Consider the following 23791-nt stretch of genomic DNA (forward strand, 5'->3'; position numbering starts at 1 on the left):
CTCAAACAACCATTCCCGCAACCTGCCTTTATGGACAGGTCCGCGGGCCGGAGAGACCGTGGCCCGTGCATGAAGGCGTCGCGTGACCTGGCCGTGACCCCCCCATGTCAATACGGTGGCACACGGCAACAGGTTCCGGCAAGACGGTGGCGCAACCGCAGGAAAGGGGTTTCATGCGCGCTTTTCGACTGACCGAGACGGGCATGCCGCCCGCGCTGGCCGAGATTCCCGCGCCGTCGCCGGGACCGGGGCAGATCGCCGTGCGGATCGCGGCCTGTGGGCTGAATTTCGCCGATCTGCTGATGGCGAAGGGGCAGTATCAGGACCAGCCCGACCTGCCCTTCACGATGGGGATGGAGCTGGCCGGAACGGTCACGGCGCTGGGCGCGGGCGTGGCGGGGCCGGCCTTCGGCAGCCGGGTGGCGGTCTTTTCGGGACAGGGCGGGCTGGCCGAGCAGGGCGTCTTCGATGCGGACCGGGCGGTCGTTCTGCCCGATTCGATGCCGTTCGAGCAGGCGGCGGCGTTCCTTGTCGCCTATGGCACGTCGCATCTGGCGCTGGCGCGGCGCGGACGGCTGACGCGCGGCGAAAGGCTGGTCGTGCTGGGGGCGGCGGGCGGCGTCGGTCTGACCGCGGTGGAGATCGGCGCGCGGCTGGGGGCCGAGGTGATCGCGGTGGCGCGCGGCGCGGACAAGCTGGACATTGCCCGACAGGCGGGGGCGCGACACCTGCTGGACAGCGCGGCGATGGACGGAGACGGTCTGCGCGACGCGCTGCGGGGCCTGGGCGGCGCGGACGTGGTCTATGACGCGGTGGGCGGCGATCTGGGTGCGGCGGCGTTGCGCGCGCTGCGGCCCGAGGGGCGGCATCTGCTGATCGGGTTCGCCAGCGGCGATTTGCCCCGGCTGGCGGCGAATCATCTGCTGGTGAAGAACGTGGATGCGATCGGATTCTACTGGGGCGGCTATGCGGGCTTTGCGCCCGGCGTGATGCGCGACAGTCTGGCGGCGTTGCTGGACTGGTACGGGCAGGGCGGGTTGCGGCCGCATGTCAGCCACGTCCTGCCGTTGGAAAGGACAGCCGAGGGGCTGGATATGCTGCACCGGCGCGCATCCACCGGCAAGGTGGTGATCCGGTGCGACGGAGGCGGTCACATCGCTTCGTAATGCTGGCGCAAAAGGCGTTCCATCGTGTCGAAGACCGGCCCCGCCCCGGTGTCGCGGCAGTAAAGGTTGATGTTCTGCGCCGCCAGTTCCGGCAGGCCGCTGCCCGACCCTAGCCGTTCGGCGAAGGGCGGTTCAGCCCCCGCCAGCCCGGCGCAGACGGCCAGATCGGCGGAAACCAGCGCCTCGGCCGCGCGGGCAGCAATGGATTCGACGGCCGATTCCCAGGCGATGCCGGCGCGGTCCAGCGCCTCCTGCGCGCCGCGGCGGAAGATGCATTGCGTCGTGTGGGCAAGGCGCAGCGGGCGCTGTCGATAGGCGGTGCCGTTCTGCGCGCCCATCCAGACCAGCGGCACGGTGGCCAGCCGCTGCGCGCCTTCGGGCAGGATGTCCTCGGTCGTGACGATGAAATCGGCCTCGCCGCGGGCGAACATCGGCTTCAGCGTCGCGGTGTTGGACGAGATGAGCTGCACCTTCACGCGGGGAAATTCCAGCGCGAAGGCGCGCAGGACGCGGGGGGTCAGCGGATAGACGATGTCGTAGGGCACGCCCAGCACGACCTTGCCTTCATAGGCGTCGGCGGTCAGGCGGCCGATCACCTCGTCGTTCAGTTCCAGCATCCGTCTGGCATAGGCCAGAAGCTGCTCGCCGGTGGCGGTCAGCGCGATGGTGCGGGCGCTGCGGTCCAGCAGCGGCACGGCCAGCGCATCCTCCAGCCGCTTGAGCTGCATCGAGACGGCGGATTGCGTCAGGTTCAGAAACCCGCTGGCCCGCGTGACGCCGCCCTTTTCGGCAACGGCCACGAACGAGCGCAGGGCGGTCAGGTCGAGGTTGCGGGGCATATCAGCTTCCTTGATGGGGGCCGTCAAAAACATTCACTTTCCCTATACGATCCCGCACCCCATATCCATCGTCATACGTGATACGAACGCGGCTTTGCATCACGTGCATACGAGGAATGAGGTTTAGACATGACCAGCATGACCCGCACCCTTTCGCACGCGACGGCCCCCCGCCGCCCGTTGCTGGAGCGTCTGGCGGACTGGCAGTCGCTTTACCGTCAGCGTCATGCGCTGGCGGCGCTGGATGCCGGGCGGCTGCGCGACCTGGGATTGACGGCGCAGCAGGCACGGGCCGAGGCGTCGCGCCCGGTCTGGGACGCGCCTGCGACATGGCGCCGCTGAATATCGTCGCAATCGCGCCGATTTTAGCCCGGTTTCACCCTTCCGTGACCTTGTAACGCGCGTCCCTTCTGCCAATATCGGGACCAAGGGTTGCGGCCGTTCGACGGATGGCGCCCGACAAGTCAGTTTTTCGGAGGCGATCCATGGCTCAACATCAGACGATCCGCGCCGGTGTGGGTGCCCGCACCGCCGAGATCGATCAGGGGCTTCGCGCCCATATGTCCAAGGTCTACGGCACCATGTCCGTGGGCATCTTCATCACCGGGCTGGCGGCCTGGGCCTTTGCCGGGCTAGCCACGTCCGACATCGCGACCGTCGCGCAGGTGGCCGGCGACACGTATCTGACCGCGTTCGGGCAGGCGATCTATGCCTCGCCGCTGCGCTGGCTGATCCTGTTCGCGCCGCTGATCATGGTCTTTGCGTTCGGCGCGGTCATCAACCGCATCTCGGCCGCGGGCGCGCAACTGTTCTTCTATGCGTTCGCCGTGCTGATGGGCCTGTCGCTGTCGTCGATCTTCCTCGTCTATACGGGGGTCAGCATCGCGCAGACGTTCTTCATCACCGCGGCGTCCTTCGCGGGGCTCTCGCTTTGGGGCTATACCACGAAGAAGGACATCTCGGCCTGGGGGTCGTTCCTGATCATGGGCGTGATCGGCCTGATCATCGCGTCGATCGTCAACATCTTCCTGGTGTCGTCGTCGCTGATGTTCGCCATCTCGGCGCTGGGCGTGCTGATCTTCGCGGGTCTGACGGCCTATGACACGCAGCGCATCAAGACGGACTATATCAGCCATGCGTCGCAGATGGACCGCGAATGGCTGGACAAGTCGGCGATCATGGGCGCGCTGACCATGTATCTGAACTTCATCAATCTGTTCATGTTCCTGCTGAGCTTCCTCGGCAATCGCGAATGATCGCGGGGACATAGGCGGGACGGGGGGCCGGTGGGGACACCGGCCCTTTTTCATGGGCGGGGATGAGTTGCGCGGCGGGGATTTCTATCGCCGGACCGAACGTCTGATGCGGATGGACGATTCCGCATGGCGGCGTCACGCCAACCCGCTGAGCGTCTACAGCCGCTTCACCTGCCTGCCGCTGATCGCCCTCGCCGTCTGGTCGCGGGTCTGGATCGGCTGGTGGGCAATCGTCCCGCTGCTGCTGGCGCTGATCTGGACCTTCGCGAGCCCGCGCCTGTTCGGCGCGCTGGCGTCGCTGGACAACTAGGCCTCGAAGGGCGTTCTGGGCGAGCGGCTGTTACTGGACAGCAAGCAACGCGCGATACCGCCGCGGCATCTGCGGACGGCCCATAGTCTGACCTGGGCAGCGGCGCTGGGCGCGGTCGTGCTGGCCTATAGACTTGTCCTTCTGAACGGATGGGCGGTGCTGGGCGGGCTTACCCTGACGCTGGGCGCGAAGCTGTGGTTCATCGACCGGATGGTGCGGCTTTGGCAGGATCGCGGCGGCCGGTGATCGCCGGGGGCTGAAACGCAAAAGGCCGCACCCTGCGGCGCGGCCCCGGCGGCAATCGGTGGACGGCTGACCTACTTGATCTTGCCTTCCTTGTAATCAACATGCTTGCGCGCCACGGGGTCGTATTTCTTGATGACCATCTTCTCGGTCATCGTGCGGGCGTTCTTCTTGGTCACATAGAAGTGGCCGGTATCCGCCGTGGAGTTCAGGCGGATCTTGATGGTGGTGGGTTTCGCCATCTCTCTCTCCTCGATCGGGGACCGAAGGCCATCCCGGAAAACATGCTGAAGCCGCCTTCTAACCCCGGCGCGGGCGGTGTCAACCGCCAAGCGGCGGATGGGATGCGCGGATGGCCTGTAAGCCGGATTCTGTCCCCCGGCATCGCTGCCGGATGGATGGCCATTCCTCTGCGCCCGGCGTTGCCGACGGGCTGATGCTGCCTACCCGGATCCTTGGGCGAAAGCGGCCTGGCGACGAGCGCCGCAGGATCCCTATTCGGCATTGCTCCCGGTGGGGCTTGCCGTGCGGGGACCGTTGCCGGCCCCCCGGTGGGCCCTTACCCCACCGTTTCACCCTTACCGTCCCGAGGAACGGCGGTCTGTTTTCTGTGGCGCTTTCCGTCGGGTTGCCCCGCCCGGGCGTTACCCGGCACCGTGTCTTCCTGGAGTCCGGACTTTCCTCTGGTGCCTAAGCCCCAGCGGCCATCCAGCCATCCGCGCGCCCCCGACCTAGGCGGGGCTGCGGGCGGGGTCAACGGGCAAGCGCGCGGCGAGACCCAGCGCGATGCCCGTATCGCGCGCGTCGCGGGGCCCCTTGGCCCAGGGGCGATGGCGCAGGCGCAGGGCGGCCAGCAGATGCGGCAGATCGCCGGTGGCGGTATAGCCCGCGCGCCGCATCGCCGCGACGAAGGCGGCATCGTCGCCATCCGCACAGCCTTGGGGCGTCGGCAGGGCCAGACCGTTGCGCGCCAGGCGCGCCCAGTCGAATCGGGGGCCGGGATCGGCCTTGCGACAGGGGGCGCAATCCGAATGGCCGATGATTCCGGCAGGCGGGATGCGCCAGCGGGCCATCGTGCCGCGCAGCAGCGACTCGAGCGCGGCCATCTGCGGGGCGGGGAAGGGCGCCGCACCGTCATTGGCCAGCTCGACCCCAAGCGAATGCGAATTGACATCCGTGACGGCGCCCCATGCTCCGGCACCCGCATGCCAGGCGCGGCGGTCCTCGGGAACCAGGCGGAACAGGCGCCCGTCCTCGGCGATCAGCCAATGCGCGGAAACCTGCGCCACGGGGTCGCAAAGGCGGTCGAGCGCGGCCTCGGCGCTGGCCATCGCGGTGTAGTGCAGAACGATCAGGCGCGGCCGAGCGCCGTCGCGGCGGGGCCCGTGGTTAGGCGACGGCCGGTCGAGGATCAGTTGCGCGCGGCCCGGAACGGCGCCGGATCCCAGTAGCAGGCGAACCCGTCGCCGTCGGGGTCAAGGCCCAGACGGTCGCGGTCGGGTCCGCCGCGCGACAGGAAATCCTGCTGCGCCTTGTCGGGGGACGGATATTTGGCGCAGTTGCGGTCGAACTTGGCCTTCTGGTTCAGCCCGCCGCGCGAATAGATCCGCTGTCCGACGGCGTTCGACGTGTTCAGCGCGAATTCGACCACGTTCGGGCCGCTCGGCCCGTCGCGGGTCGGCAGGGCGGTGGGCTGGATGACCTGATACGCCTCGCGGTTGCGGGCGATGCGTTCGGCATCCGATTCGATCGTCTCGCGCGCGCTGACGGCGGCAAAGTTGTTTTCGTCGGAAATGCCGGGATTGTTCACATCGACCACCACGGGGGCGGCGGGGGCAAGCGGGGCCGCCGGAACGGCGGGCGCCAGCGGCGCGGACTGGATCGGATCGGCGGCCGGGAAGGCAGAGGCGCCGGCCGTGGGCAGGCCCGCGCGCGCCAGTTCGTCCGCGCCGATGACCGGGGCCGCGCCGGGCGGCACCGTGGGCACGGGGGTGAAGGGCGCGACGGGCACCCCGGCCAGATCGCGTTCGCGGGCAACGCGCGCGGCCTCGTAGCTGCCGTAATCGCCGAACCCCACCCCGGCAGGCGGCGGCGTGTCGGCGAACCTGGCGGGCGTCGAGGGCGCGCAGGAGGCAAGTCCCAGAGCGGCGACCAGAAGGGCGCAACCGGCATGAATGTGCATCGTTCCGTTCCCCGGCCTCGATCGGACAGACAGCGTTCTACCACCAACGATCGGGTCTGGCCACGAATCCCGCCGCACGTTCGAGTGAATATGCCGCGTCGAGCAGTTCCGCCTCGCCCCAGGGCCGTCCGATCAGTTGCAGGCCCAGCGGCAGGCCGGCGCCGTCCTGCCCAGTGGGCAAGGCGATGGCGGGCAGTCCGGCCAGATTGACGGTGACGGTGAACACGTCGTTGAGATACATCTGCACCGGATCCGCGTCCTGCATAGCCCCCAGCGCAAAGGCGGGCGAGGGCGTGGCGGGCGTCAGGATGGCATCGACGCCATCGGCGAAGGCACGGTCGAAATCGCGCTTGATCAGGGTGCGGACCTTGCGCGCGCGGTTGTAATAGGCGTCGTAGAAGCCCGCCGACAGAACGTAGGTGCCGACCATGACGCGGCGCTTGACCTCGTCGCCGAAGCCTTCGGCACGGGTCTTTTCATACATCTCGGTGATGCCGTCGCCCTGGTCGAGCGTGGCGCGATGGCCGAAGCGCACGCCGTCGTAGCGGGCAAGGTTGCTGGACGCTTCGGCGGGCGCGATGACGTAATAGGCGGGCAGCGCGTATTTCGTGTGCGGCAGGCTGATGTCGCGGATCTCGGCCCCGGCATCCTTCATCATGGCGATGCCGTCCCGCCACAGCGCGTCGATGGCGTCCGGCATCCCGTCCATGCGGTATTCGCCGGGGATGCCGATGACCTTGCCGCGAATGTCGCCTTTGAGCGCGGCCTCGAAATCGGGCACGGGCAGGTCGGCGCTGGTGCTGTCCAGCGGATCGTGGCCCGCCATCGCACCCAGCAGGATCGCCGCGTCGCGCACGTCGCGCGTCATCGGGCCGGCCTGATCCAGCGAGGACGCGAAGGCGACGATGCCCCAGCGCGAACAGCGGCCATAGGTAGGTTTCAGCCCGGTGATGCCGGTGAAGGCGGCGGGCTGGCGGATGGACCCGCCGGTATCGGTGCCGGTCGCGGCCAGGCACAGTCCCGCCGCGACCGCCGCCGCCGAACCGCCCGACGATCCGCCCGGCGTCAGCGCGGTGTCGTCGCCCGCCCGGCGCCATGGGTTCACGGCGGGGCCGTAGACGCTGGTTTCGTTGCTGGACCCCATGGCGAACTCGTCCATGTTGAGCTTGCCCAGCATCACCGCGCCCGCATCCCGCAGCCGGGCCGTCACGGTCGATTCGTATTCGGGGCGGAACCCTTGCAGGATGCGGCTGCCGGCCTGGCCGGGAACGCCCTGCGTACAGAACAGATCCTTGATGCCCAGCGGGATGCCGCAGAGGTCGGGCGCGTTCCCGTCCTTCAGCCGCGCATCGGCCGCGCGCGCCCGGTCCATCGCCAGATCGGGTGTGCGGTGGGCGAAGGCGTTCAGCGCGTCCGCCCCGTCGATGGCGTCGAGGCAGGATCGCGTCACGTCAACGGCGGTCAGGTCGCCCCGGCGCAGCGCGTCGCGGGCGGCGGCGACGGTCAGGTCGTTCGGGGCGGTCATTCGACCACCTTCGGGACGGCGAAGAACCCTTCGCGCGCATCGGGCGCATTGGCGAGGATCTGCGCCTGCCGGTCGCCGTCTGTCACCACGTCGTCGCGCCGCTTGAGCCGCTGCGGCGTGACGCTGACCATCGGTTCGACGCCCTCGACATCGACCTCGTTCAACTGCTCGATGAAGCCGAGGATGGCGTTGAACTCGGATGCCAGCGCGGGCAAGTCGTCCTGCGCCACGCGGATGCGGGCGAGGCGGGCCACACGGGCGGCGGTATCGGTGTCGATGGACATGTCGTTCCCTCGGGCGTGATCGGGCCGCGTTTAGCGCCACGTGCCGGTGGCATCAAGGCGGTGGCGGCGCAGCACGGTGATCATCCAGCCCAGCATCACCGCGTTGCACAGATGCCACGCGAAATGCGTGCCCATCGGGAAGGCCGGGCAGACGGCCCCGTCGAGCGAGCGGAAGACCAGCGAGACCGACAGGATCGCCGCCCCGGCCCAGAACCCCTTGGCCACGCCCGGCATCCGGCGGCGCAGGACGATGCCATAGGCGACGATCAGCAGCGGCAAGGGCCAGTAGACGGCCGAGATGTCGAAGAACGGCAGCAGGTCGAACGCCATCGCCGCCGCCAGCGCATAGGGCACGAACGCCGCCGCGCCCAGCGTCGCCCCCCAGGCCGGCCAGTAGAGCAGGCGGCGGTTCGCGACCCAGAGATAGGTCAGGATGAAGGCCAGGATCGGCAGGGTGTCGGCCGCGGCGGCCCAGGGCGTCGCATGGGTATGGAACAGCCACGATCCGACGCCGATTGCCAGCAGCAGAAGGCAGAGCACCCGTTCCGCCCCCTCGGCCCGCCGCCAGAGCCAGAGCGCCACGACGATGAAGGCGAGGTTGGTCAGCGCGTTGACGGGTTCGGCCCAGTAGCCGGGGCCGAGCCGTTCGCAATAGGCGTCGATGGGGTCGGTCCAGGTCATCGCGCCACCCGTTCGCCCGCCACCCAGACGCCCGCGACGGCACGGTCGTCGCCCATCATGATGGTCGGAAAGACCGCTTCCCAAAGGTCGTTCGCCCGGTTGGTGCGTTGCGCGATGGCAGGGGTCGAGGCCAGATCGAGCGCCACCAGATCGGCGTCGCTGCCCGGGGCCAGCGTGCCGATGCGATCCGACAGGTGCATGGCGCGGGCCGATCCGGCGGTGGCCAGCCACAAAAGCTGCACAGGATGCAGGGCGGTGCCGGCAAGCTGGCCGACCTCGTAGGCGGATGCCATCGTGCGCAGCATCGAAAAGGACGATCCGCCCCCGGTATCGGTGGCCAGCCCCACATTGATGCCGTCGGCCCGCCGTGCGGCGGTATCGAACAGGCCCGATCCGATGAAGGTGTTCGATGTCGGGCAATGGATCAGCGCGGCGCCGGTCTCGGCCAGCCGACGCCGTTCCCGGTCGGTCAGGTGGATCGCATGGCCGAAAAGCGCGCGGTCGCCCAGCAGGCCGGACGATTCGTAGGTATCGAGGTAATCGCGCGCCTGCGGATGCAGGTCGCGGACCCAGGCGACCTCGTCCACCTGTTCGCTCAGATGGGTCTGCATCAGCGCCAGGGGCCGTTCGGACCAGAGCGCGCCCAGCGCGGCAAGCTGGTCGGGCGACGATGTGGGAGTGAAGCGCGGCGTGATCGCATAGGTCGCGCGGCCCCGTCCGTGCCAGCGGTCGAGCAGCGCCTTGCTGTCGTCATAGGCCGATTGCGCGGTGTCGCGCAGCCCTTCGGGCGCGTTGCGGTCCATGCAGGTCTTGCCGGCCGCAACGGCCATGCCCCGCGCCTCGGCGGCCTGAAAGAACGCGTCCACGCTGGCGGGGTGGATCGTGCAATAGCTGCACAGGCTGGTGGTGCCGTTGGCCAGCGCCAGATCCAGCGTCAGGTCGGCCTGGGCGCGGGCATGGGCGGGATCGGCGAACCGCATCTCCTCGGGGAAGGTATAGGTGTTCAGCCAGTCGATCAGCCGCTTTCCCCAACTGGCGACGATGCCGGTCTGCGGATAGTGCATGTGGGCATCTATGAACCCCGGCAGGATCAGCGCGCGGCCCATGTCGGTGACGCGGGCGGCGGGGTGCGAGGCGCGCAAGGCGGCGGCAGCGCCCAGCGCCACGATCCGGCCGCCGTCGATGACGATGCCGTCATGCAGGCGCGCGCAATCCTCGGGAGGGGAGGCGAAGGGGTCGGCGGCGATGTCCAGCACGCGCCCAAGGATCAGTTCCGCCATCTTGCCCTCCTGCCGGTCGTCATGGCCTAGCGCATGGTGGCGCGGGACGGCAAGGCGGCGGCTGGCGCGGCGCCGCGAATGGCCCTAGAACGCTGGCAACCCCGCAGGAAGGAGATGCCATGGCCGACGCCCCGCCGACCGACGACGCCCTGCGCGACGACGAGGACGCCTATGCGCTGTCCCCGGACGCGATGCGCGAGATCCGCGATGCGGTGGAGCAGGGCGACGCCCCGCGCCTGACCGCGCTGATGGAGCCGCTGCACCCCGCCGACATCGCGGATCTGCTGGAACAGCTCGATCAAGGGCCGCGGCATCGGCTGATCGCGCTCTACGGGCGGGAGTTCGACGGCGAGATCCTGTCGGAGCTGGACGACAGCATCCGCGAGGACGTGATCGGCGCGCTGGCCCCCGACGTGCTGACCGATGCCGTGCGCGAGCTTGAATCCGACGATGTCGTCGACCTGCTGGAATATCTGGACGAACCGACGCAGGAAGCCATCCTGGAGGTTCTGGAAGCGTCGGACCGGGTCGCGGTCGAACGCGCGATGGCCTGGCCCGACCAGTCCGCCGGGCGGCTGATGCAGCGCGAGGTCGTGACGGCGCCCGAACGCTGGACGGTGGGCGACGCCATCGACCATCTGCGCGCCAGCGACGATCTGCCCGACCAGTTCTATCACGTCGTTCTGGTTGATCCGCGTCACCGGCCCGTCGGCCATGTCACGCTGGGCAAGCTGATGGCCGCCGACCGGGTGACGCCGCTGGCGGATCTGGTCGAACCCAGCTTCCGCACCATCCCCGCCACCCAGGACGAGGAGGACGTGGCCTATGCGTTCAACCAGTATCACCTGATTTCCGCCCCGGTGGTGGACGATGCGGGGCGGCTGGTCGGCGTCATCACCATCGACGACGCGATGATCGTGATGAACGAGGAGAACGAGGAAGACCTGCTGCTGCTGGCGGGGGTGGGCGACGAAAGCATCGCCGACCGCACGCTTCAGATCGCGCGGCAGCGGTTTCCGTGGCTGCTTGTCAACCTCGGCACCGCGATCCTCGCATCGGTGGTGATCTCGCAGTTCGACGAGGTGCTGGCGGCGCTGGTGGCGCTGGCGGTGCTGATGCCCATCGTCGCGTCGATGGGCGGCAACGCGGCCACGCAGTCGATGACGGTGGCGGTGCGGGGCCTGGCGACGCGCGACCTGACCGGCAACAACGCGCTGCGCGTCCTGCGGCGCGAGGTGGTGGCGGCGGGCATCAACGGCGCGGTCTTCGCCGTCATCATGGGCGTCATCGGCACGATCTGGTTCGGGCTGCCGATGCTGGGCGTGGTGCTGGGGGCGGCCATGGTCATCAACCTGCTGGTCGCGGGGCTGGCGGGGGTGCTGGTGCCGCTGACGCTGGACCGGCTGGGGATCGACCCGGCGCTGGCCTCGGGCGCGTTCGTGACCACGGTGACGGATGTGGTGGGGTTCTTCGCGTTCCTGGGCCTTGCGGCCATCGTGCTGCTGTGACCGACGCCAAGGCGACGGCGCGCCGCGCGGCCGAGGCGCGGCGCGCGGCAGTCCAGCCGGGACCGGGCGATGCCGACCTGCTGGCCGCGCGGCTGGCGGTTGCGGACGCGTCGGTCGTGGCCGGGTTCCTGCCTATCGGGTCCGAGATCGACCCCCGCCCGGCGATGGCGGCCCTGTCGGTGCCGGTCTGCGTGCCGGTGATGGTCGGGCGGGGCCTGCCGCTGCGGTTCCGGCGGTGGATTCCGGGCTGCACGCTGGAACGCGGGCCGTTCGGGGTGGCGGTGCCTGCGGATGGCGACTGGCTGGTGCCCGATCTGCTGATCGTGCCGCTGCTGGCCTTCGACCGGCGGGGGCAGCGGCTGGGCTATGGCGGCGGCTATTACGACCGGACGCTGGCGGCCTTGCGCGCGGCCGGTCCGGTGCGGGCCTGGGGCTTTGCCTTTGCCGCGCAGGAGGTGGCGGCGGTGCCGGTGGGGCCGCACGACGCGCCGCTGGACGCGATCGCGACAGAACGCGAATGGATCGTGCCGGGCGGCCGGGATCGGGCGGAACCGCCGGCCCCGCCCGGATAGGCTCAGTTCGTCGGCGCGCCGTGGTCCATGCCGCCGTGGTCCATCGCGGCACCGTCGCCCGGCGCCTCGACGTCGAAGGTGACGGGCACGCGGCCCGCCTGCCGGAAGATCAGCACGGCATCGACGGTATCGCCCGCGGAAAGCGGCGATTGCAGGCCCATGAACATCACGTGCTTGCCGCCGCGCGCCAGCGTCAGCGTCTCGCCCGGCGCGATCTCGAACCCGTCGGGACGCGGTTCCATCCGGGCGATGCCGTCGGCGCTGACGGTCTCGTGCAGTTCCAGCTTGGCGATGTCGCCCTCGATGCCGATCAGGCGGTCGGGCGTGTCGCCGTTGTTCGTCACTGTCAGATAGCCGCCGGCGGATTTGGCGACCGGCGTGGTTTCCAGGATCATCGGATGCCCGATGGCCAGATCACCGGCGGCGAAATCATGGGCCAGCGCCGGGATCGGCAGGGCGAGGAAGGCAGCCGCAAGGGCGGAACGCAGAAGGGTCATCGAAGGCATCCTGTTGGTTCGGACGGGTCGCGGGCGAGTCGCACCGGCGGGCCCTGCCGCCGTCCTAGCGCAGCCGCACGCGCCCGGAAAGCCGTCACGCCCTTGTTCCCGCTGGCGCCAGGTTCTATCGCGGGGGCATGAGACTGCTTTTTCTCGGCGATGTGATGGGCCGCGCGGGACGCGGGGCCGTGGCCGACGCGCTGCCGCGCCTGCGGGTCGAATGGCGGCTGGATTTCGTCGTCGTCAATGGCGAGAACGCCACGGGCGGGGCGGGGCTGTCGGTGGCCCATGCGCGCGGCCTGCTGGAGGCGGGCGCCGACGTGCTGACGCTGGGCGATCACGCCTTCGACCAGAAGGACATGCTGGATTTCGCCGGGACCGAGCCGCGCATCATCCGTCCGCTCAACTTTTCCAAGGCCGCGCCGGGACGCGGGGCGCGGGTGTTCGAGGCGCCGGGTGGGCGGCGCGTTCTGGTGGCGCAGGCGCTGGGGCAGGTCTTCATGAAGCGGCCCTTCGACGATCCCTTCTCGGCCCTGGACGGTGTGCTGCGCAACGCGCCCCTGGGCGGCGCGGTGCAGGCGGCTTTGGTCGATATCCATTGCGAGGCGACGTCGGAAAAGATGGCCGTGGGGCATTTCTGCGACGGGCGGGCCAGCGTCGTCGTGGGCACGCATACCCATGTGCCGACGGCCGACGCGACGATCCTGTCCGGCGGCACGGCCTATCTGACCGATGCGGGGATGTGCGGCGATTACGACAGCGTCATCGGCATGGACAAGGCCGAGCCCCTGCGCCGCTTCGTCACCGGGATGCCCAAGGCCCGGTTCGAGCCCGCGACCGGCGCCGCCACCCTGTCGGGGCTGTTCGTCGAAACCGACGATGCCACCGGCAAGGCGGTGCGCGTGGCGATGGTGCGGCAGGGCGGGCGGCTGGCGGCCAGCGGCCCCGACTGACGCGTCCCGCCTTGCGCGCGCGGCGGCGGTCGCTAAGGTCGGCGCGTTTGCGGATCACCAAGGCGCCCCATGCTTCCCTTCGCTTTCGATCCCACCGTGGCCGCACTGCTGAGCTTCGGCATCGTGATAGGGATGTTCGTCCTTTTCGCGCGCGAGACCTATCCGACCGAGGTGGTGGCCATCGGCGGCGCCGCCCTGCTTTTCGCGCTGGGCTTGCTGCCCTACGAGGCGGGGCTGGCCGTGCTGTCGAACCCCGCACCCTGGACCATCGCCGCGATGTTCCTGGTGATGGGCAGTCTGGTGCGGACGGGCGCGCTGCAATCGCTGACCGAACTGGCCGACCGCAACGCCGCCAAGAACCCCGCGACCGTGCTGATCGCCAGCCTGCTGGCGGTGGCCGCGGCATCGGCATTCATGAACAACACGCCGGTCGTGGTGGTGATGATCCCGGTCTTCGTGCAACTGGCCAAGCGGCTGGGCGTGGCCCCCAGCAAGCTGTTGATCCCGCTCAGCTATGCGGCGATCCTGGGGGGGACGATCACGCTGATCGGCACCTCGACCAACCTGCTGGTGGACGGGGTGGCGCGGGCGCAGGGGCTGGCAGCCTTTTCCATATTCGAGATTGCGCCCCTGGGGATTCTTCAGGTGGCCATCGGCGCCGTCTATATGGCGGTGATCGGCCGGCATCTGCTGCCCGAACGGCAATCCATCGGCGTCATGCTGAGCGACCGGCGGCGAATGAAGTATTTCACCGAAGTCGTGCTGCCGCAGGGATCGCCGCTGGCCGGGCAGCCGGTGCTGGAGATAGATTTGTTCAAGCCCGAAGGCGTGCGCGTCATCGACGTGCTGCGGGGCGACGCGTCGCTGCGGCGCGATCTGAAATCGGTGGTGCTGGAGGATGGCGACCGTGTCGTGCTGCGCACCGAGATGGCCGAATTGCTGAGCATCCGCCAGAACTCGGACCTGAACGCCGTCGAGAAGCTGAGCTCGGTCGAGACGGAGACGGTTGAGGTGCTGATCTCGCCCGGTTGCCGGATGATCGGGCGCAGCCTGGGCGCGATGCGGCTGCGGCGGCGGTATGGCGTCTATCCCTTGGCGGTGCATCGGCGGAACCAGAATATCGGCCGGCAACTGGACGATGTGGTGGTCCGTGTGGGCGATACGCTGCTGCTGGAAGGCGCGCCGGGCGACATTCAGCGGCTGGCGCAGGATATGGAGCTGCTCGACATCTCGCGCCCGACGGACCAGGCCTATCGCCGCAGCAAGGCGCCCGTCGCGCTGGGGGCGCTGGCGGGCGTGGTGATCCTGGCGGCGTTGGGCGTCGCGCCGATCCTGGGGGTGGCCGTCGTGGCGGTCGCGGTGATCCTGCTGGCGCGCTGCATCGACGCGGACGAGGCGTTTTCGTTCGTCGAGGGGCGGTTGCTGGCGCTGATCTTCGCCATGCTGGCCGTAGGGGCGGGGTTGCAGGAATCGGGCGCCGTCGCGCTGCTGGTCACGTGGCTGGAGCCGTTTTTGACCGGGCTGCCGCCTGTCGCGGTGATCCTGTGCATCTATCTGATCGCCTCGACCCTGACCGAGATGGTGAGCAACAACGCGGTGGGCGTCATCCTGACCCCGATCGCCATCGAGCTGGGGCTGGCGCTGGGCATCGACCCGCGCCCGCTGGTGGTGGCGGTGATGTTCGCGGCCTCGGCCGCGTTTTCCACGCCTATCGGATACCAGACGAACATGTTGGTCTTCGGGCCGGGGGGATACAAGTTCACCGATTACCTGCGGGTGGGCATTCCGCTGAACATCCTGCTGGGTCTGACCGCGTCGCTGGTCATCCCGCTGATCTGGCCGGTCTGATGCGGGCGCTTATCCTGTTGATAACACTGGCCGGCTGCGCGTCGACCACGGCTATCGCGCCGCGCGAAGCGGTGCCGGCGCGGGTGACGCTTTACCGCGACACGGTGACGGTGGAGGCCAGCGACGGGGCGCTTTGCACCGCCGTCAGGCCCGCGGGGGCGGGCGGATGGACCGGGGTGCTGGCCGGGTGTCCGCACCCCTGGCCGGTGGCAGTGCTGCGCCCCGCGAACCGCGCGCGGGTGCCGCTGGGGCCGGTGGCGGCGGATCCGTGGGTGACGGTCGCGCCGCCTTCGGGGGTGCTGGGATACGGGCCGCGATCCCCTTGAACGGGGCTGGCCGGGTGCCTTATAACGCGGCGCATTCACACGGAGAGAACGACGATGGCGGGCCATTCCAAATGGGCGAATATCCAGCACCGCAAGGGACGGCAGGATGCGGCGCGGTCCAAGCTGTTCTCGAAGCTGGCCAAGGAGATCACCGTCGCGGCCAAGATGGGCGACCCCGATCCCGACAAGAATCCGCGGCTGCGGCTGGCCGTGAAAGAGGCGAAAGCCGTCAGCGTCCCCAAGGATGTCATTGATCGGGCTATCAAAAAGTCGCTCGGCGGGGATTCGGAGAACTATGAGGAAATCCGCTATGAAGGCTATGGGCCGTCGGGGGTGGCGATCATCGTCGAGGCGATGACCGACAACCGCAACCGCACGGCGTCGGTGGTGCGGTCCACCTTTACCAAGAACGGCGGCAATCTGGGCGAGACGGGAAGCGTGTCTTTCATGTTCGACCGCAAGGGGCAGGTCGTCTATCCGGCCAGCGTCGGGGATGCCGATACGGTGATGATGGCCGCCATCGAGGCCGGGGCGGAAGACGTTGAAAGCAATGACGAATCGCACGTCATCTGGTGCGCGGACACCGACCTGAACGAGGTTTCGACCGCGCTGGAAAAGCAGTTGGGCGAAAGCGAGACGACCAAGCTGGTCTGGCGTCCCAGCACCACGACAGAGCTGGATCTGGAAGGCATGCAGAAGCTGATGAAGCTGATGGATGCGCTGGACGACGACGACGACGTGCAGAACGTCACCGCCAATTTCGAGACGTCGGACGAGGTGATGGCCCAGCTTTGAGGGCCGAAACGTACAAATTGTACATTTCGCGGGCCGAAACGTACAAGTCGCGCGGCCCGGCTATTTCAACTGGCTGTCCTTGCTGCCGCGGCGGTTGAAGCCCGCCGCAGGGCGGTAGCGGGCATCGCGGGCCGACTGGCAATCGACGCAAAGCTGCACGCCCGGACGGGCGGCGCGCCGGGCTTCGGGGATCGGTTCCTCGCATTCCGCGCAATGGGTCCGCGAAGGGGCCGTCGCCTGACGCTGGGCCGCGCGCAGGCGGGCAAGCTCGTCGCTGATCGACGCCTCGATTTGTTCGTTCACCGCGCCGTCGCGCGTCCATCCACCGGCCATACCGACACTCCTTTGACCCTGAGGTAGGCAGGCGGGTGCCCCTGGACAAGACCGGCCCGGAGGACGGAAAGGATTGCCCGATCGTTAACTATCTGTTTACGATTCCGTGATGGGGCGCCCGGCCGGCGGGTTGAAGACCCCGGCAACGACGGGGCGATACCATGCGGCGCACGATCTTTACCGAGAATTTCAACACTTTCGACGGGTCGGGTCTGGCGGCCGATCCGGCGGCGGGGCAACTCGATTCCGATCTGTGGGGATTTACCGGCTTCGGTTCCGCCGACGATCTGTCGCGCGGCATCGCCAGCGGGCCGGTGGGCACCGGCGGCGTCTATGCGGTCGAGGTGGGCCTGGGCGATTACGGCCTGCTGATCCAGCCGGGCGGCAGCGACTTCACTCCCGGCACGGTGACGCTGACGCTGGAAACCGGGCCGAGTGCGCTGAGCGATGTGGTGGTGGCCTATGAATTGCTGGTGCGGAACGACCAGCCGCGCGCCAACAGCTTCGATCTGGCCTATTCGGTCGATGGCGGCGCGTTCACCCGCATCGCGCCCTTCATCACCACCGAGGCGCCCGATGCGGACGGGCTGCGCAACTTCGTCTTCAATGTGACGATCCCGCAGGACATCGCGGCGGGATCGACGCTGGTGCTGCAATGGACGGGCGACGATGTGAGGGGCGGCGGTGCGCGCGACGAGGTCGGGCTGGACAATATCCGCGTGGACGGGCTGGAGACCGACGCGCCGCCGGCGCCCGGCATCGTCATCAACGAGGTTCTGGCCAGCACCACCGGGGCGGATTCGGAATATATCGAGCTTTACGGCACGCCCGGCGCATCGCTGGCGGGGCTGAGCCTGATCGAGGTCGAGGCGGCGGACGGGTTGGCGGGGGCCATCGACTTCCGCTTCGACTTCGCCGACGACGCGGTGCTGGGCGATAACGGGTTCCTGCTGCTGGCCAACGCGATGGCGCAGGCGACCTATGGCGTGACGGCGAACGTCACGCTAGACGACAGCCTGGAGAACAGCGCCGTCACCTATGCGCTGGTGCGGACCGACAGCCTGTCGGGCGACGATGTGACGGGGGCCGAGACGGTCATCGACACGGTGGCCAGCGACGATGGCGCGGCGGGAAACACGTTCTATTTCGGCGCGCCGGTGGTTGGGCCTGACGGCACCTTCTTTCCGGCCGGGCTGGGCCGGATCACGGATGGGCTGGACACCGACAGCGCGTCCGATTTCCGCATCCTGAGCTTTGGCAACGATCCGGCGGTGAACACGCCCACGGCGGGGACCGGGCTGGGCGGCGGCGGCGGCGGAGGAGGCGGCGGCACCATCGACGATCCGGCGACGCTGATCTCGGCCATCCAGGGGACGGGCGACGACAGCCCGTTGGTCGGTCAGCAGGTGGTGGTCGAAGCCATCGTCACCGGCGATTTCCAGAACGGCGACGGCGATCCGACGCGCGATCTGGGCGGCTTTTTCGTGATGGAGGAATTGGCCGACCGCGACGGCGATGCGGCCAGTTCGGAGGGGCTGTGGATCTACGAGGGGTTCGCGCCGACCGCGATGGACGTGTCGGGCGGCGATCTGGTGCGGCTGCTGGGCACCGTGACCGAACGGTTCGGCAAGACCACGCTGGAGGTGACCGAGATCCGCGTGGTGACGCCCGGCGCCGTCGATCCGGCCAGCCTGGCGGTCGAGACGGCGCTGCCCGACGCCGATGCGCGCGAGGCGCTGGAGAACATGCTGGTCACGATTTCCGAGCCGCTGACCTTCACCGAGAGTTTCGACTATGAAAACTTCGGGGTGGCGACGCTTTCGACCGATGGGCCGGTCTATCAGTATACGCAGCAGAACGCCCCCGATGCCGCCGGTAACGCGGCCTATCAGGACCAGATCCGCGACCGGACCATCCTGATCGAGGACGGGCTGGACGGGCGGCGCGACGATTTCGACCCGATCCTGCAACCCGACGGCACCCCCTTCACCTTCGGCGACGGGGTGCGGATGGGGCAGTCGGTGGACGACCTGACGGGGATCGTCGATTTCAGCTTCGGCGAATACCGCCTGCGGCTGCCCGAGGACGAAAGCTTCGATCTGAACCCGGCGACGAACCCGCCCGAGGGCGCGCCGCAGGATGTCGGCAGCAGCTACAAGGCGGCATCGCTGAACGTGCTGAACTATTTCACCACGCTGTCGGGCCGGACCGACATCGGCGCCAGCCCGCGCGGCGCCGACAGTGCTGAGGAGTTGGCGCGCCAGACTGACAAGCTGGTCAGCGCGATCCTGGGGATGGATGCCGACGTGATCGGCCTGACCGAGATCGAGAACGATTTCGCGGGCGACAGCTTTGCCTTGCAGACGCTGGTGAACGCGCTGAACGACGAGCTGGACGAGGACGTGTGGGCCTATGTCGATCCGGGGCGGCAATTCGTCGGCGACGACGCCATCGCGGTGGCGTTCATCTATGACACCACGACGACCCGGACGGTGGGCGGCGCGGCGATCCTGGACGACGCGTCGTTCCTGGACCCGCTGGGGCCGCTGACATCGGGCGACAGCTATAACCGGGCGGCGCTGGCGCAGACATTCGAGGATATCGACGGCGGCGGCATCTTCACCGCGTCGATCAACCACCTGAAATCCAAGGGATCGCTGACCGGCGCCGATGCGGACACCGATCAGGGCGACGGGGCGGGCAACAACAACGCCACCCGTGCCGCGGCCGCGCAGCAACTGGCGGACTGGCTGGCGACCGATCCCACCGGGTCGGGGGATGCGGACCGGCTGATCCTGGGGGACCTGAACGCCTATGCCATGGAGGAGCCGTTGCAGGTGCTGGAGGCGGCCGGGTATTCCAACCTGGCGGCGGTCTATGAGGGCGACGACGTCTATTCCTATCGGTTCAGCGGGCAGATCGGGACGCTGGACTATGCGCTGGCCAATGGCGCGCTGCTGGATCAGGTGACGGGCGCGACGACCTGGAACATCAATTCGGATACGCCGGTCTTCTTCGACTACAACCTCGACGGGACGTTCGTGCCGCCGCTGAGACCGCTGGATCAGGGCCTGTTCGACGGCGGCGATCCGGCGCGGTCGTCGGACCACGATCCGGTGATCGTCGGGCTGGATCTGGACGACGACAGCGGGCCGCTGGTGCTGATGGGCACGACCGGGGCGGACCGGCTGAACGGCACCGACGCGGACGAGATCGTGATGGGCTTGGGCGGACCGCTGGACGTGGTGACGGGCGGCGGCGGGGCGGACACGTTCGTCTTCGGCGATCTGGAGGGCGCGCGCGACACGCTGCGCATCCTCGACTTCGACACCGATGCGGACATGCTGGATCTGGCCGGGGCCGACATCGCAAGCACGCGGGTGCTGGGCGGCAACCTTCTGATCCAGCTCGAGGACGACCGCGACACGATCTTCCTGGCGGGGATCAGCGATTTCGGCGCGGTGCAGATCGTGGACGGGCTGGGGCTGGCCTGATCCTATCCAACCACAACGACAGGGACGAACCACATGCAGACGATGAAGATTGCGGCACTTGCGCTGGCGATGACGGCGCCGATGGGGGCCAGCGCGGCGACGACCGTTTTCGAGGCGACGGGCCTCGGCCTTTTCGACGGGATGTTCGGGGATTTCTTCGACGTGGACGGCGACGACGTGGATGTCGGCGTCACGGTCGAGACGGACGGCACGTCGCTGACATCGGCGACGCTGCTGGTGTCGGATGCCAGCGGCGTCCTGCTGGAAAGCGGCGACGCGTTCGACGCGATGCTGTCGGGCGGAACGGCGTCGCTGTCGTTCCGCAACCTGACCGGCAGCAGCGCGTCGCTGTTCGGCGGCGACACGGCGCGGGTGATCTTCGGCTTCGATCCGGGGCAGGTGGCGGGCGGCACGTTGGACCCGGTCAGCGTGCAGGTGACGGCGACCGACCTTGCGGCGATCCCGGTGCCCGCATCGCTGCCGCTGCTGGCCGCGGGGATCGGCGGACTGGCGCTGTTGCGCCGCCGCCGGGGCTGATCCGTCAAGTGGCTGGGGTCGCGGTGTCGGGCGCGTTGTCGTCCGGTTTCGCGGCCTTGCCGCCCGTCAGGCGGGCGATGGCCACGAAGAAGACCGGCACGAACAGCACACCCAGAACGGTGGCCGAGATCGTGCCGCCCAGCACCGCCGAACCGATGGCCGTCCGGCCGCCCGACCCGGCCCCGGTGCTGAGCACCAGCGGCAGCACGCCCAGCGAGAAGGCCATCGAGGTCATCAGGATCGGGCGGAAACGCTGTTCGGCCGCCTCGACCACGCCGGCGTAGAGTTCCTTGCCGGCTTCCATCTGTTCGCGGGCAAACTCGACGATCAGGATGGCGTTCTTGCCGGTCAGGCCCACCACGGCCAGCAGGCCGACCTGGAAGAACACGCCGTTGTCGAACGTCCCGATCCATGCCGCGACGAGCGAGCCGAGAACGCCGATGGGCATGGCCAGCATCACCGCGAAGGGGATCGACCAGCTTTCGTAAAGTGCCGCAAGCGCCAGGAACACCGCCGCCAGCGACAGCGCATAGAGCAGGGGCGCCTGGCTGCCGCTTTCCTGTTCTTCCAGCGACAGGCCGGTCAGCGCGATGCCGAAACCGGGCGGCAACTGGTCGGCCAGCGCGCGGATCTCCTCGATCGCCTCGCCCGAGCTGACACCGGGGGCGGGATCGCCCTGAATCTCCATCGCCGGAACGCCGTCATAGCGGTTGATGCCCTGCGGGCCGTATTCCCAGTTAGCATCCGCGAAGTTCGAGATGGGCACCAGACCGCCCGTCGCGTTGCGCACGCGCCATTTGTCGAGATCCGATGGCGTCGCGCGCGAGGACGGTTCGCCCTGCACATAGACGCGCTTGATCCGGCCGCCGTCGATGAAGTCGTTCACATAGCGCCCCGCCCAGCCGATGGTCAGCAGGTTGCCGACATCGGTGGCCGATACGCCCATCGCGCCCGCCTTGCGCCAGTCGATGTCGAGGTTGAACTGCGCCGCGTCCTCCAGCCCGCTGGGGCGGGCCGAGGCGATCAGATCGCTTTGAGCCAGCATTCCGAGCATCTGGTTGCGGGCGGCGAGAAGCTCCTCGTGGGTCTGGCCGCCGCGCGCCTGGATGTAGAAGTCGAAGCCCGAGGCGTTGCCAAGCGACGGGACCGAGGGCGGCACGATGGGAAAGACCTGGGCGTCGCGGATCTGGCTGAGCGCACCGAAGGCCCGGCCCGCCACCGCCTGCACGCTTTCGCCCTCGCCGGTGCGTTCTTCCCAATCCTTGAGCCGCACGAAGGCCAGGGCCTGGTTCTGCCCCTGTCCGCTGAAGCTGAAGCCGACGACGCTGAACACGGTTTCGACGAGATCGTCTTCCTGCGTGAGAAAGTAATCCTCGACCTGCTTGACCGCTTCGAGGGTGCGGTCGGCGGTGGCGCCGGTGGGGGCGGTGATGAGGGTGAAAAGGATGCCCTGATCCTCGTCCGGGAGGAACCCGCCGGGGGTGCGCATGAACAGGAACACGGCGGCGACGATGATCAGCACATAGATCACCGCGACGCGCAGGACGCGCCGGACCATCCACGACACGGTGGAGGCATAGCCCGACAGCATCTTGTCGAAACCGATATTGAACCATTTGAACAGGCCGCCATGCTTCTTGCCCTCTTTCGGGGGCTTGAGAAGTGTGGCGCAAAGCGCGGGCGTCAGCGTCAGCGCCATGACGACCGACAGGATCATCGCCGAGATGATGGTGATCGAGAACTGCTTGTAGATCACGCCGGTCGAGCCGCCGAAGAACGCCATCGGCGTGAACACCGCGACCAGCACGACGACGATGCCGATCAGCGCGCCGGTGATTTCGCCCATGCTCTTGCGCGTCGCCTCGCGCGGGCCGAGGCCCTCCTGTTCCATGATGCGTTCGACATTCTCGACCACGACGATCGCGTCGTCCACCAGCAGGCCGATGGCCAGCACCATCGCCAGCATCGTCAGCGAGTTGATCGAGAAGCCCGCCACCGCCAGCACGCCGAACGTTCCCAGCAGCACGACCGGCACGACCAGCGTGGGGATGATCGTGGCGCGCCAGTTCTGAAGGAACAGGAACATGACCAGGAACACCAGCACCACGGCCTCGATCAGGGTCTTGACGACCTCCTCAATGGAAATGCGCACGAAGGGGGTGGTGTCGTAGGCGATGACGTAATCGACCCCTTCGGGGAAGAATTGCGCCAGTTCTTCCAGCCGTTCGTTGACCAGCGCCGCGGTGTCGAGCGCGTTGGCGCCGGGCGCGAGGCTGATCGCCATGCCGGTCGAGGGGGCGCGGTTGAACCGCGAGATGGTGGCGTAGTTTTCCGCCCCGATCTCGACCCGCGCCACGTCGTCGACCAGCACCAGGCCGCCATCGGGTTCGGCGCGCACGACGATCTGGCGGAAATCCTCGGGGGTGCGCAGAAGCGACTGCGCGGTGATCGTGGCGTTGAGCTGCTGGCCCTCGATCGTGGGGCGCGATCCGAACGAGCCGGCGGAGATCTGGGCGTTCTCCTCGGCGATGGCGGCGGCGACATCGGCCGGCGAGAGGTCGAACGCGGCCAGCCGGGACGGGTCGAGCCAGATGCGCATGGCGTATTGCGCGCCGAAGACCTGCGCGCTGCCCACGCCGTCGATGCGGCTGATCTCGTTCACCAGGTTGGTAGCGAGGTAGTCGGACAGATCCGTCGCGTCGAGGTCGTCGTTCTGGGAAATCAGCGCCACGACCATCAGGAAGCCCGACGACGATTTTTGCACCGACACGCCCTGACGCTGGACGATCTCGGGCAGCAGCGGGGTGGCCTGAGCGAGTTTGTTCTGCACCTGCACCTGCGCGATGTCGGGATCGGTGCCCGTCTCGAACGTCAGGGTGACGCTGGAGCCGCCTGCCGAGGTCGAGCTGGACGAGATGTAGCGCAGGCCGTCGAGACCGGTCATCTGCTGTTCGATGACCTGGGTGACGGTGTTGGCGACCGTGTCGGCCGACGCGCCCGGATAGGACGCGTTGACGCTGACGCTGGGGGGCGCGATTTCGGGATATTGCGCGACCGGCAGAGCAAGGATGGCCAGCACCCCCAGCCCCGAAATGAAAAGCGCGATGACCCATGCGAAGATGGGACGGCTGATGAAGAACTGGGCCATGGCGTACTTTCGGG

22 protein-coding genes, 1 other RNA gene and 1 pseudogene are annotated in these 23791 nt (G+C 68.4%); 12 read left to right on the forward strand and 12 right to left on the reverse strand.

The window, feature by feature from the left end; all coding sequences use genetic code 11:
* Window positions 1–173: 173 nt before the first annotated feature.
* Window positions 174–1166 carry an NADPH:quinone oxidoreductase family protein gene (locus tag OCGS_RS09670; RefSeq protein WP_007427058.1) on the forward strand — a complete coding sequence of 331 codons (993 nt, stop codon included), beginning with the start codon at window positions 174–176 and terminating at the stop codon, window positions 1164–1166.
* Here OCGS_RS09670 and OCGS_RS09675 read toward each other — a convergent pair.
* Window positions 1151–2005 (reverse strand): LysR family transcriptional regulator, encoded by an 855-nt coding sequence (locus tag OCGS_RS09675; protein WP_040610894.1) that lies wholly within the window; start codon window positions 2003–2005, stop codon window positions 1151–1153. The genes OCGS_RS09670 and OCGS_RS09675 overlap by 16 nt on opposite strands.
* Before the next feature lie 129 nt (window positions 2006–2134).
* Between OCGS_RS09675 and OCGS_RS09680 the strand changes: the two genes are divergently transcribed.
* From OCGS_RS09680 to OCGS_RS15565, 3 genes and pseudogenes are all read left to right on the forward strand, one after another.
* Complete coding sequence (locus OCGS_RS09680; RefSeq protein WP_007427060.1) at window positions 2135–2347, forward strand: DUF1127 domain-containing protein; 213 nt, start codon at window positions 2135–2137, stop codon at window positions 2345–2347.
* Window positions 2348–2490: 143 nt separating this feature from the next.
* Complete coding sequence (locus tag OCGS_RS09685) at window positions 2491–3261, forward strand: Bax inhibitor-1/YccA family protein (RefSeq protein ID WP_007427061.1); 771 nt, start codon at window positions 2491–2493, stop codon at window positions 3259–3261.
* Window positions 3262–3373: 112 nt separating this feature from the next.
* Window positions 3374–3817 (forward strand): annotated as a pseudogene (locus OCGS_RS15565) (DUF6653 family protein).
* Window positions 3818–3888: 71 nt separating this feature from the next.
* Here the strand turns inward: OCGS_RS15565 and rpmG are convergent.
* The 8 genes from rpmG to guaD form a co-directional block, all read right to left on the reverse strand.
* Window positions 3889–4056 (reverse strand): 50S ribosomal protein L33, encoded by a 168-nt coding sequence (gene rpmG, locus OCGS_RS09695; protein ID WP_007427064.1) that lies wholly within the window; start codon window positions 4054–4056, stop codon window positions 3889–3891.
* Between the two features lie 102 nt (window positions 4057–4158).
* Window positions 4159–4534, reverse strand: an RNA gene (rnpB, locus tag OCGS_RS14600) — RNase P RNA component class A.
* Window positions 4535–4545: 11 nt separating this feature from the next.
* Window positions 4546–5226, reverse strand: a complete 681-nt coding sequence (locus OCGS_RS09700; RefSeq protein ID WP_338009675.1) for an N-acetylmuramoyl-L-alanine amidase — start codon at window positions 5224–5226, stop codon at window positions 4546–4548.
* Window positions 5226–5996 carry a hypothetical protein gene (locus tag OCGS_RS15095; RefSeq protein ID WP_007427066.1) on the reverse strand — a complete coding sequence of 257 codons (771 nt, stop codon included), beginning with the start codon at window positions 5994–5996 and terminating at the stop codon, window positions 5226–5228. Before OCGS_RS15095 ends, OCGS_RS09700 begins: the two co-directional genes overlap by 1 nt.
* Before the next feature lie 37 nt (window positions 5997–6033).
* Complete coding sequence (gatA, locus tag OCGS_RS09710) at window positions 6034–7521, reverse strand: Asp-tRNA(Asn)/Glu-tRNA(Gln) amidotransferase subunit GatA (protein ID WP_007427067.1); 1488 nt, start codon at window positions 7519–7521, stop codon at window positions 6034–6036.
* The gene (gatC, locus tag OCGS_RS09715; RefSeq protein ID WP_007427068.1) at window positions 7518–7805 is read right to left on the reverse strand and encodes an Asp-tRNA(Asn)/Glu-tRNA(Gln) amidotransferase subunit GatC; all 288 of its coding nucleotides are present in this window, start codon (window positions 7803–7805) and stop codon (window positions 7518–7520) included. Before gatC ends, gatA begins: the two co-directional genes overlap by 4 nt.
* Window positions 7806–7835: 30 nt before the next feature.
* Window positions 7836–8486, reverse strand: a complete 651-nt coding sequence (locus OCGS_RS09720) for a ceramidase domain-containing protein (RefSeq protein WP_007427069.1) — start codon at window positions 8484–8486, stop codon at window positions 7836–7838.
* Window positions 8483–9766: a guanine deaminase gene (gene guaD, locus OCGS_RS09725; RefSeq protein ID WP_007427070.1), complete on the reverse strand. Its 1284-nt coding sequence runs from the start codon at window positions 9764–9766 to the stop codon at window positions 8483–8485. The genes OCGS_RS09720 and guaD overlap by 4 nt, the downstream gene beginning before the upstream one ends.
* A gap of 119 nt (window positions 9767–9885) precedes the next feature.
* Here guaD and mgtE point away from each other — a divergent pair, with 119 nt between their 5' ends.
* Both mgtE and OCGS_RS09735 read left to right on the forward strand, forming a co-directional pair.
* Window positions 9886–11274, forward strand: a complete 1389-nt coding sequence (gene mgtE, locus OCGS_RS09730) for a magnesium transporter (RefSeq protein ID WP_007427071.1) — start codon at window positions 9886–9888, stop codon at window positions 11272–11274.
* Window positions 11271–11846 carry a 5-formyltetrahydrofolate cyclo-ligase gene (locus OCGS_RS09735; RefSeq protein ID WP_007427072.1) on the forward strand — a complete coding sequence of 192 codons (576 nt, stop codon included), beginning with the start codon at window positions 11271–11273 and terminating at the stop codon, window positions 11844–11846. The genes mgtE and OCGS_RS09735 overlap by 4 nt, the downstream gene beginning before the upstream one ends.
* Window positions 11847–11848: 2 nt before the next feature.
* Here OCGS_RS09735 and OCGS_RS09740 read toward each other — a convergent pair whose 3' ends face one another.
* Window positions 11849–12343, reverse strand: coding sequence for a copper chaperone PCu(A)C (locus OCGS_RS09740; protein WP_007427073.1), 495 nt, complete (start codon window positions 12341–12343; stop codon window positions 11849–11851).
* A 137-nt stretch (window positions 12344–12480) separates the two neighbouring features.
* On the opposite strand from OCGS_RS09740, the gene OCGS_RS09745 reads away from it, so the two are divergent.
* The 4 genes from OCGS_RS09745 to OCGS_RS09760 all read left to right on the forward strand — a co-directional run bounded on the left by OCGS_RS09745 (window position 12481) and on the right by OCGS_RS09760 (window position 16265).
* On the forward strand, window positions 12481–13296 hold the full coding sequence (locus OCGS_RS09745; protein WP_007427074.1) for a TIGR00282 family metallophosphoesterase: 816 nt from the start codon (window positions 12481–12483) through the stop codon (window positions 13294–13296).
* A 69-nt stretch (window positions 13297–13365) separates the two neighbouring features.
* A complete protein-coding gene (locus OCGS_RS09750) occupies window positions 13366–15144 on the forward strand; it encodes an SLC13 family permease (protein ID WP_007427075.1) in 1779 nt (592 codons plus the stop codon).
* Window positions 15144–15470, forward strand: a complete 327-nt coding sequence (locus OCGS_RS09755) for a hypothetical protein (protein WP_007427076.1) — start codon at window positions 15144–15146, stop codon at window positions 15468–15470. Before OCGS_RS09750 ends, OCGS_RS09755 begins: the two co-directional genes overlap by 1 nt.
* A gap of 54 nt (window positions 15471–15524) precedes the next feature.
* Entirely contained in the window at window positions 15525–16265 is a 741-nt protein-coding gene (locus OCGS_RS09760; RefSeq protein ID WP_007427077.1) for a YebC/PmpR family DNA-binding transcriptional regulator, read from the forward strand.
* Window positions 16266–16325: 60 nt separating this feature from the next.
* On the opposite strand, the gene OCGS_RS09765 is transcribed toward OCGS_RS09760, so the two are convergent.
* Window positions 16326–16598, reverse strand: a complete 273-nt coding sequence (locus OCGS_RS09765; RefSeq protein WP_007427078.1) for a DksA/TraR family C4-type zinc finger protein — start codon at window positions 16596–16598, stop codon at window positions 16326–16328.
* Window positions 16599–16759: 161 nt separating this feature from the next.
* Here OCGS_RS09765 and OCGS_RS14595 point away from each other — a divergent pair, with 161 nt between their 5' ends.
* Window positions 16760–20092 carry an ExeM/NucH family extracellular endonuclease gene (locus OCGS_RS14595; RefSeq protein ID WP_007427079.1) on the forward strand — a complete coding sequence of 1111 codons (3333 nt, stop codon included), beginning with the start codon at window positions 16760–16762 and terminating at the stop codon, window positions 20090–20092.
* A 33-nt stretch (window positions 20093–20125) separates the two neighbouring features.
* Window positions 20126–20629 (forward strand): VPLPA-CTERM sorting domain-containing protein, encoded by a 504-nt coding sequence (locus OCGS_RS09775; protein WP_007427080.1) that lies wholly within the window; start codon window positions 20126–20128, stop codon window positions 20627–20629.
* A 4-nt stretch (window positions 20630–20633) separates the two neighbouring features.
* Here OCGS_RS09775 and OCGS_RS09780 read toward each other — a convergent pair whose 3' ends face one another.
* Window positions 20634–23777, reverse strand: coding sequence for an efflux RND transporter permease subunit (locus OCGS_RS09780; RefSeq protein ID WP_007427081.1), 3144 nt, complete (start codon window positions 23775–23777; stop codon window positions 20634–20636).
* Window positions 23778–23791 lie beyond the last annotated feature (14 nt).

Source organism: Oceaniovalibus guishaninsula JLT2003, assembly GCF_000299575.1.
Taxonomy (GTDB): Bacteria; Pseudomonadota; Alphaproteobacteria; order Rhodobacterales; family Rhodobacteraceae; genus Palleronia; species Palleronia guishaninsula.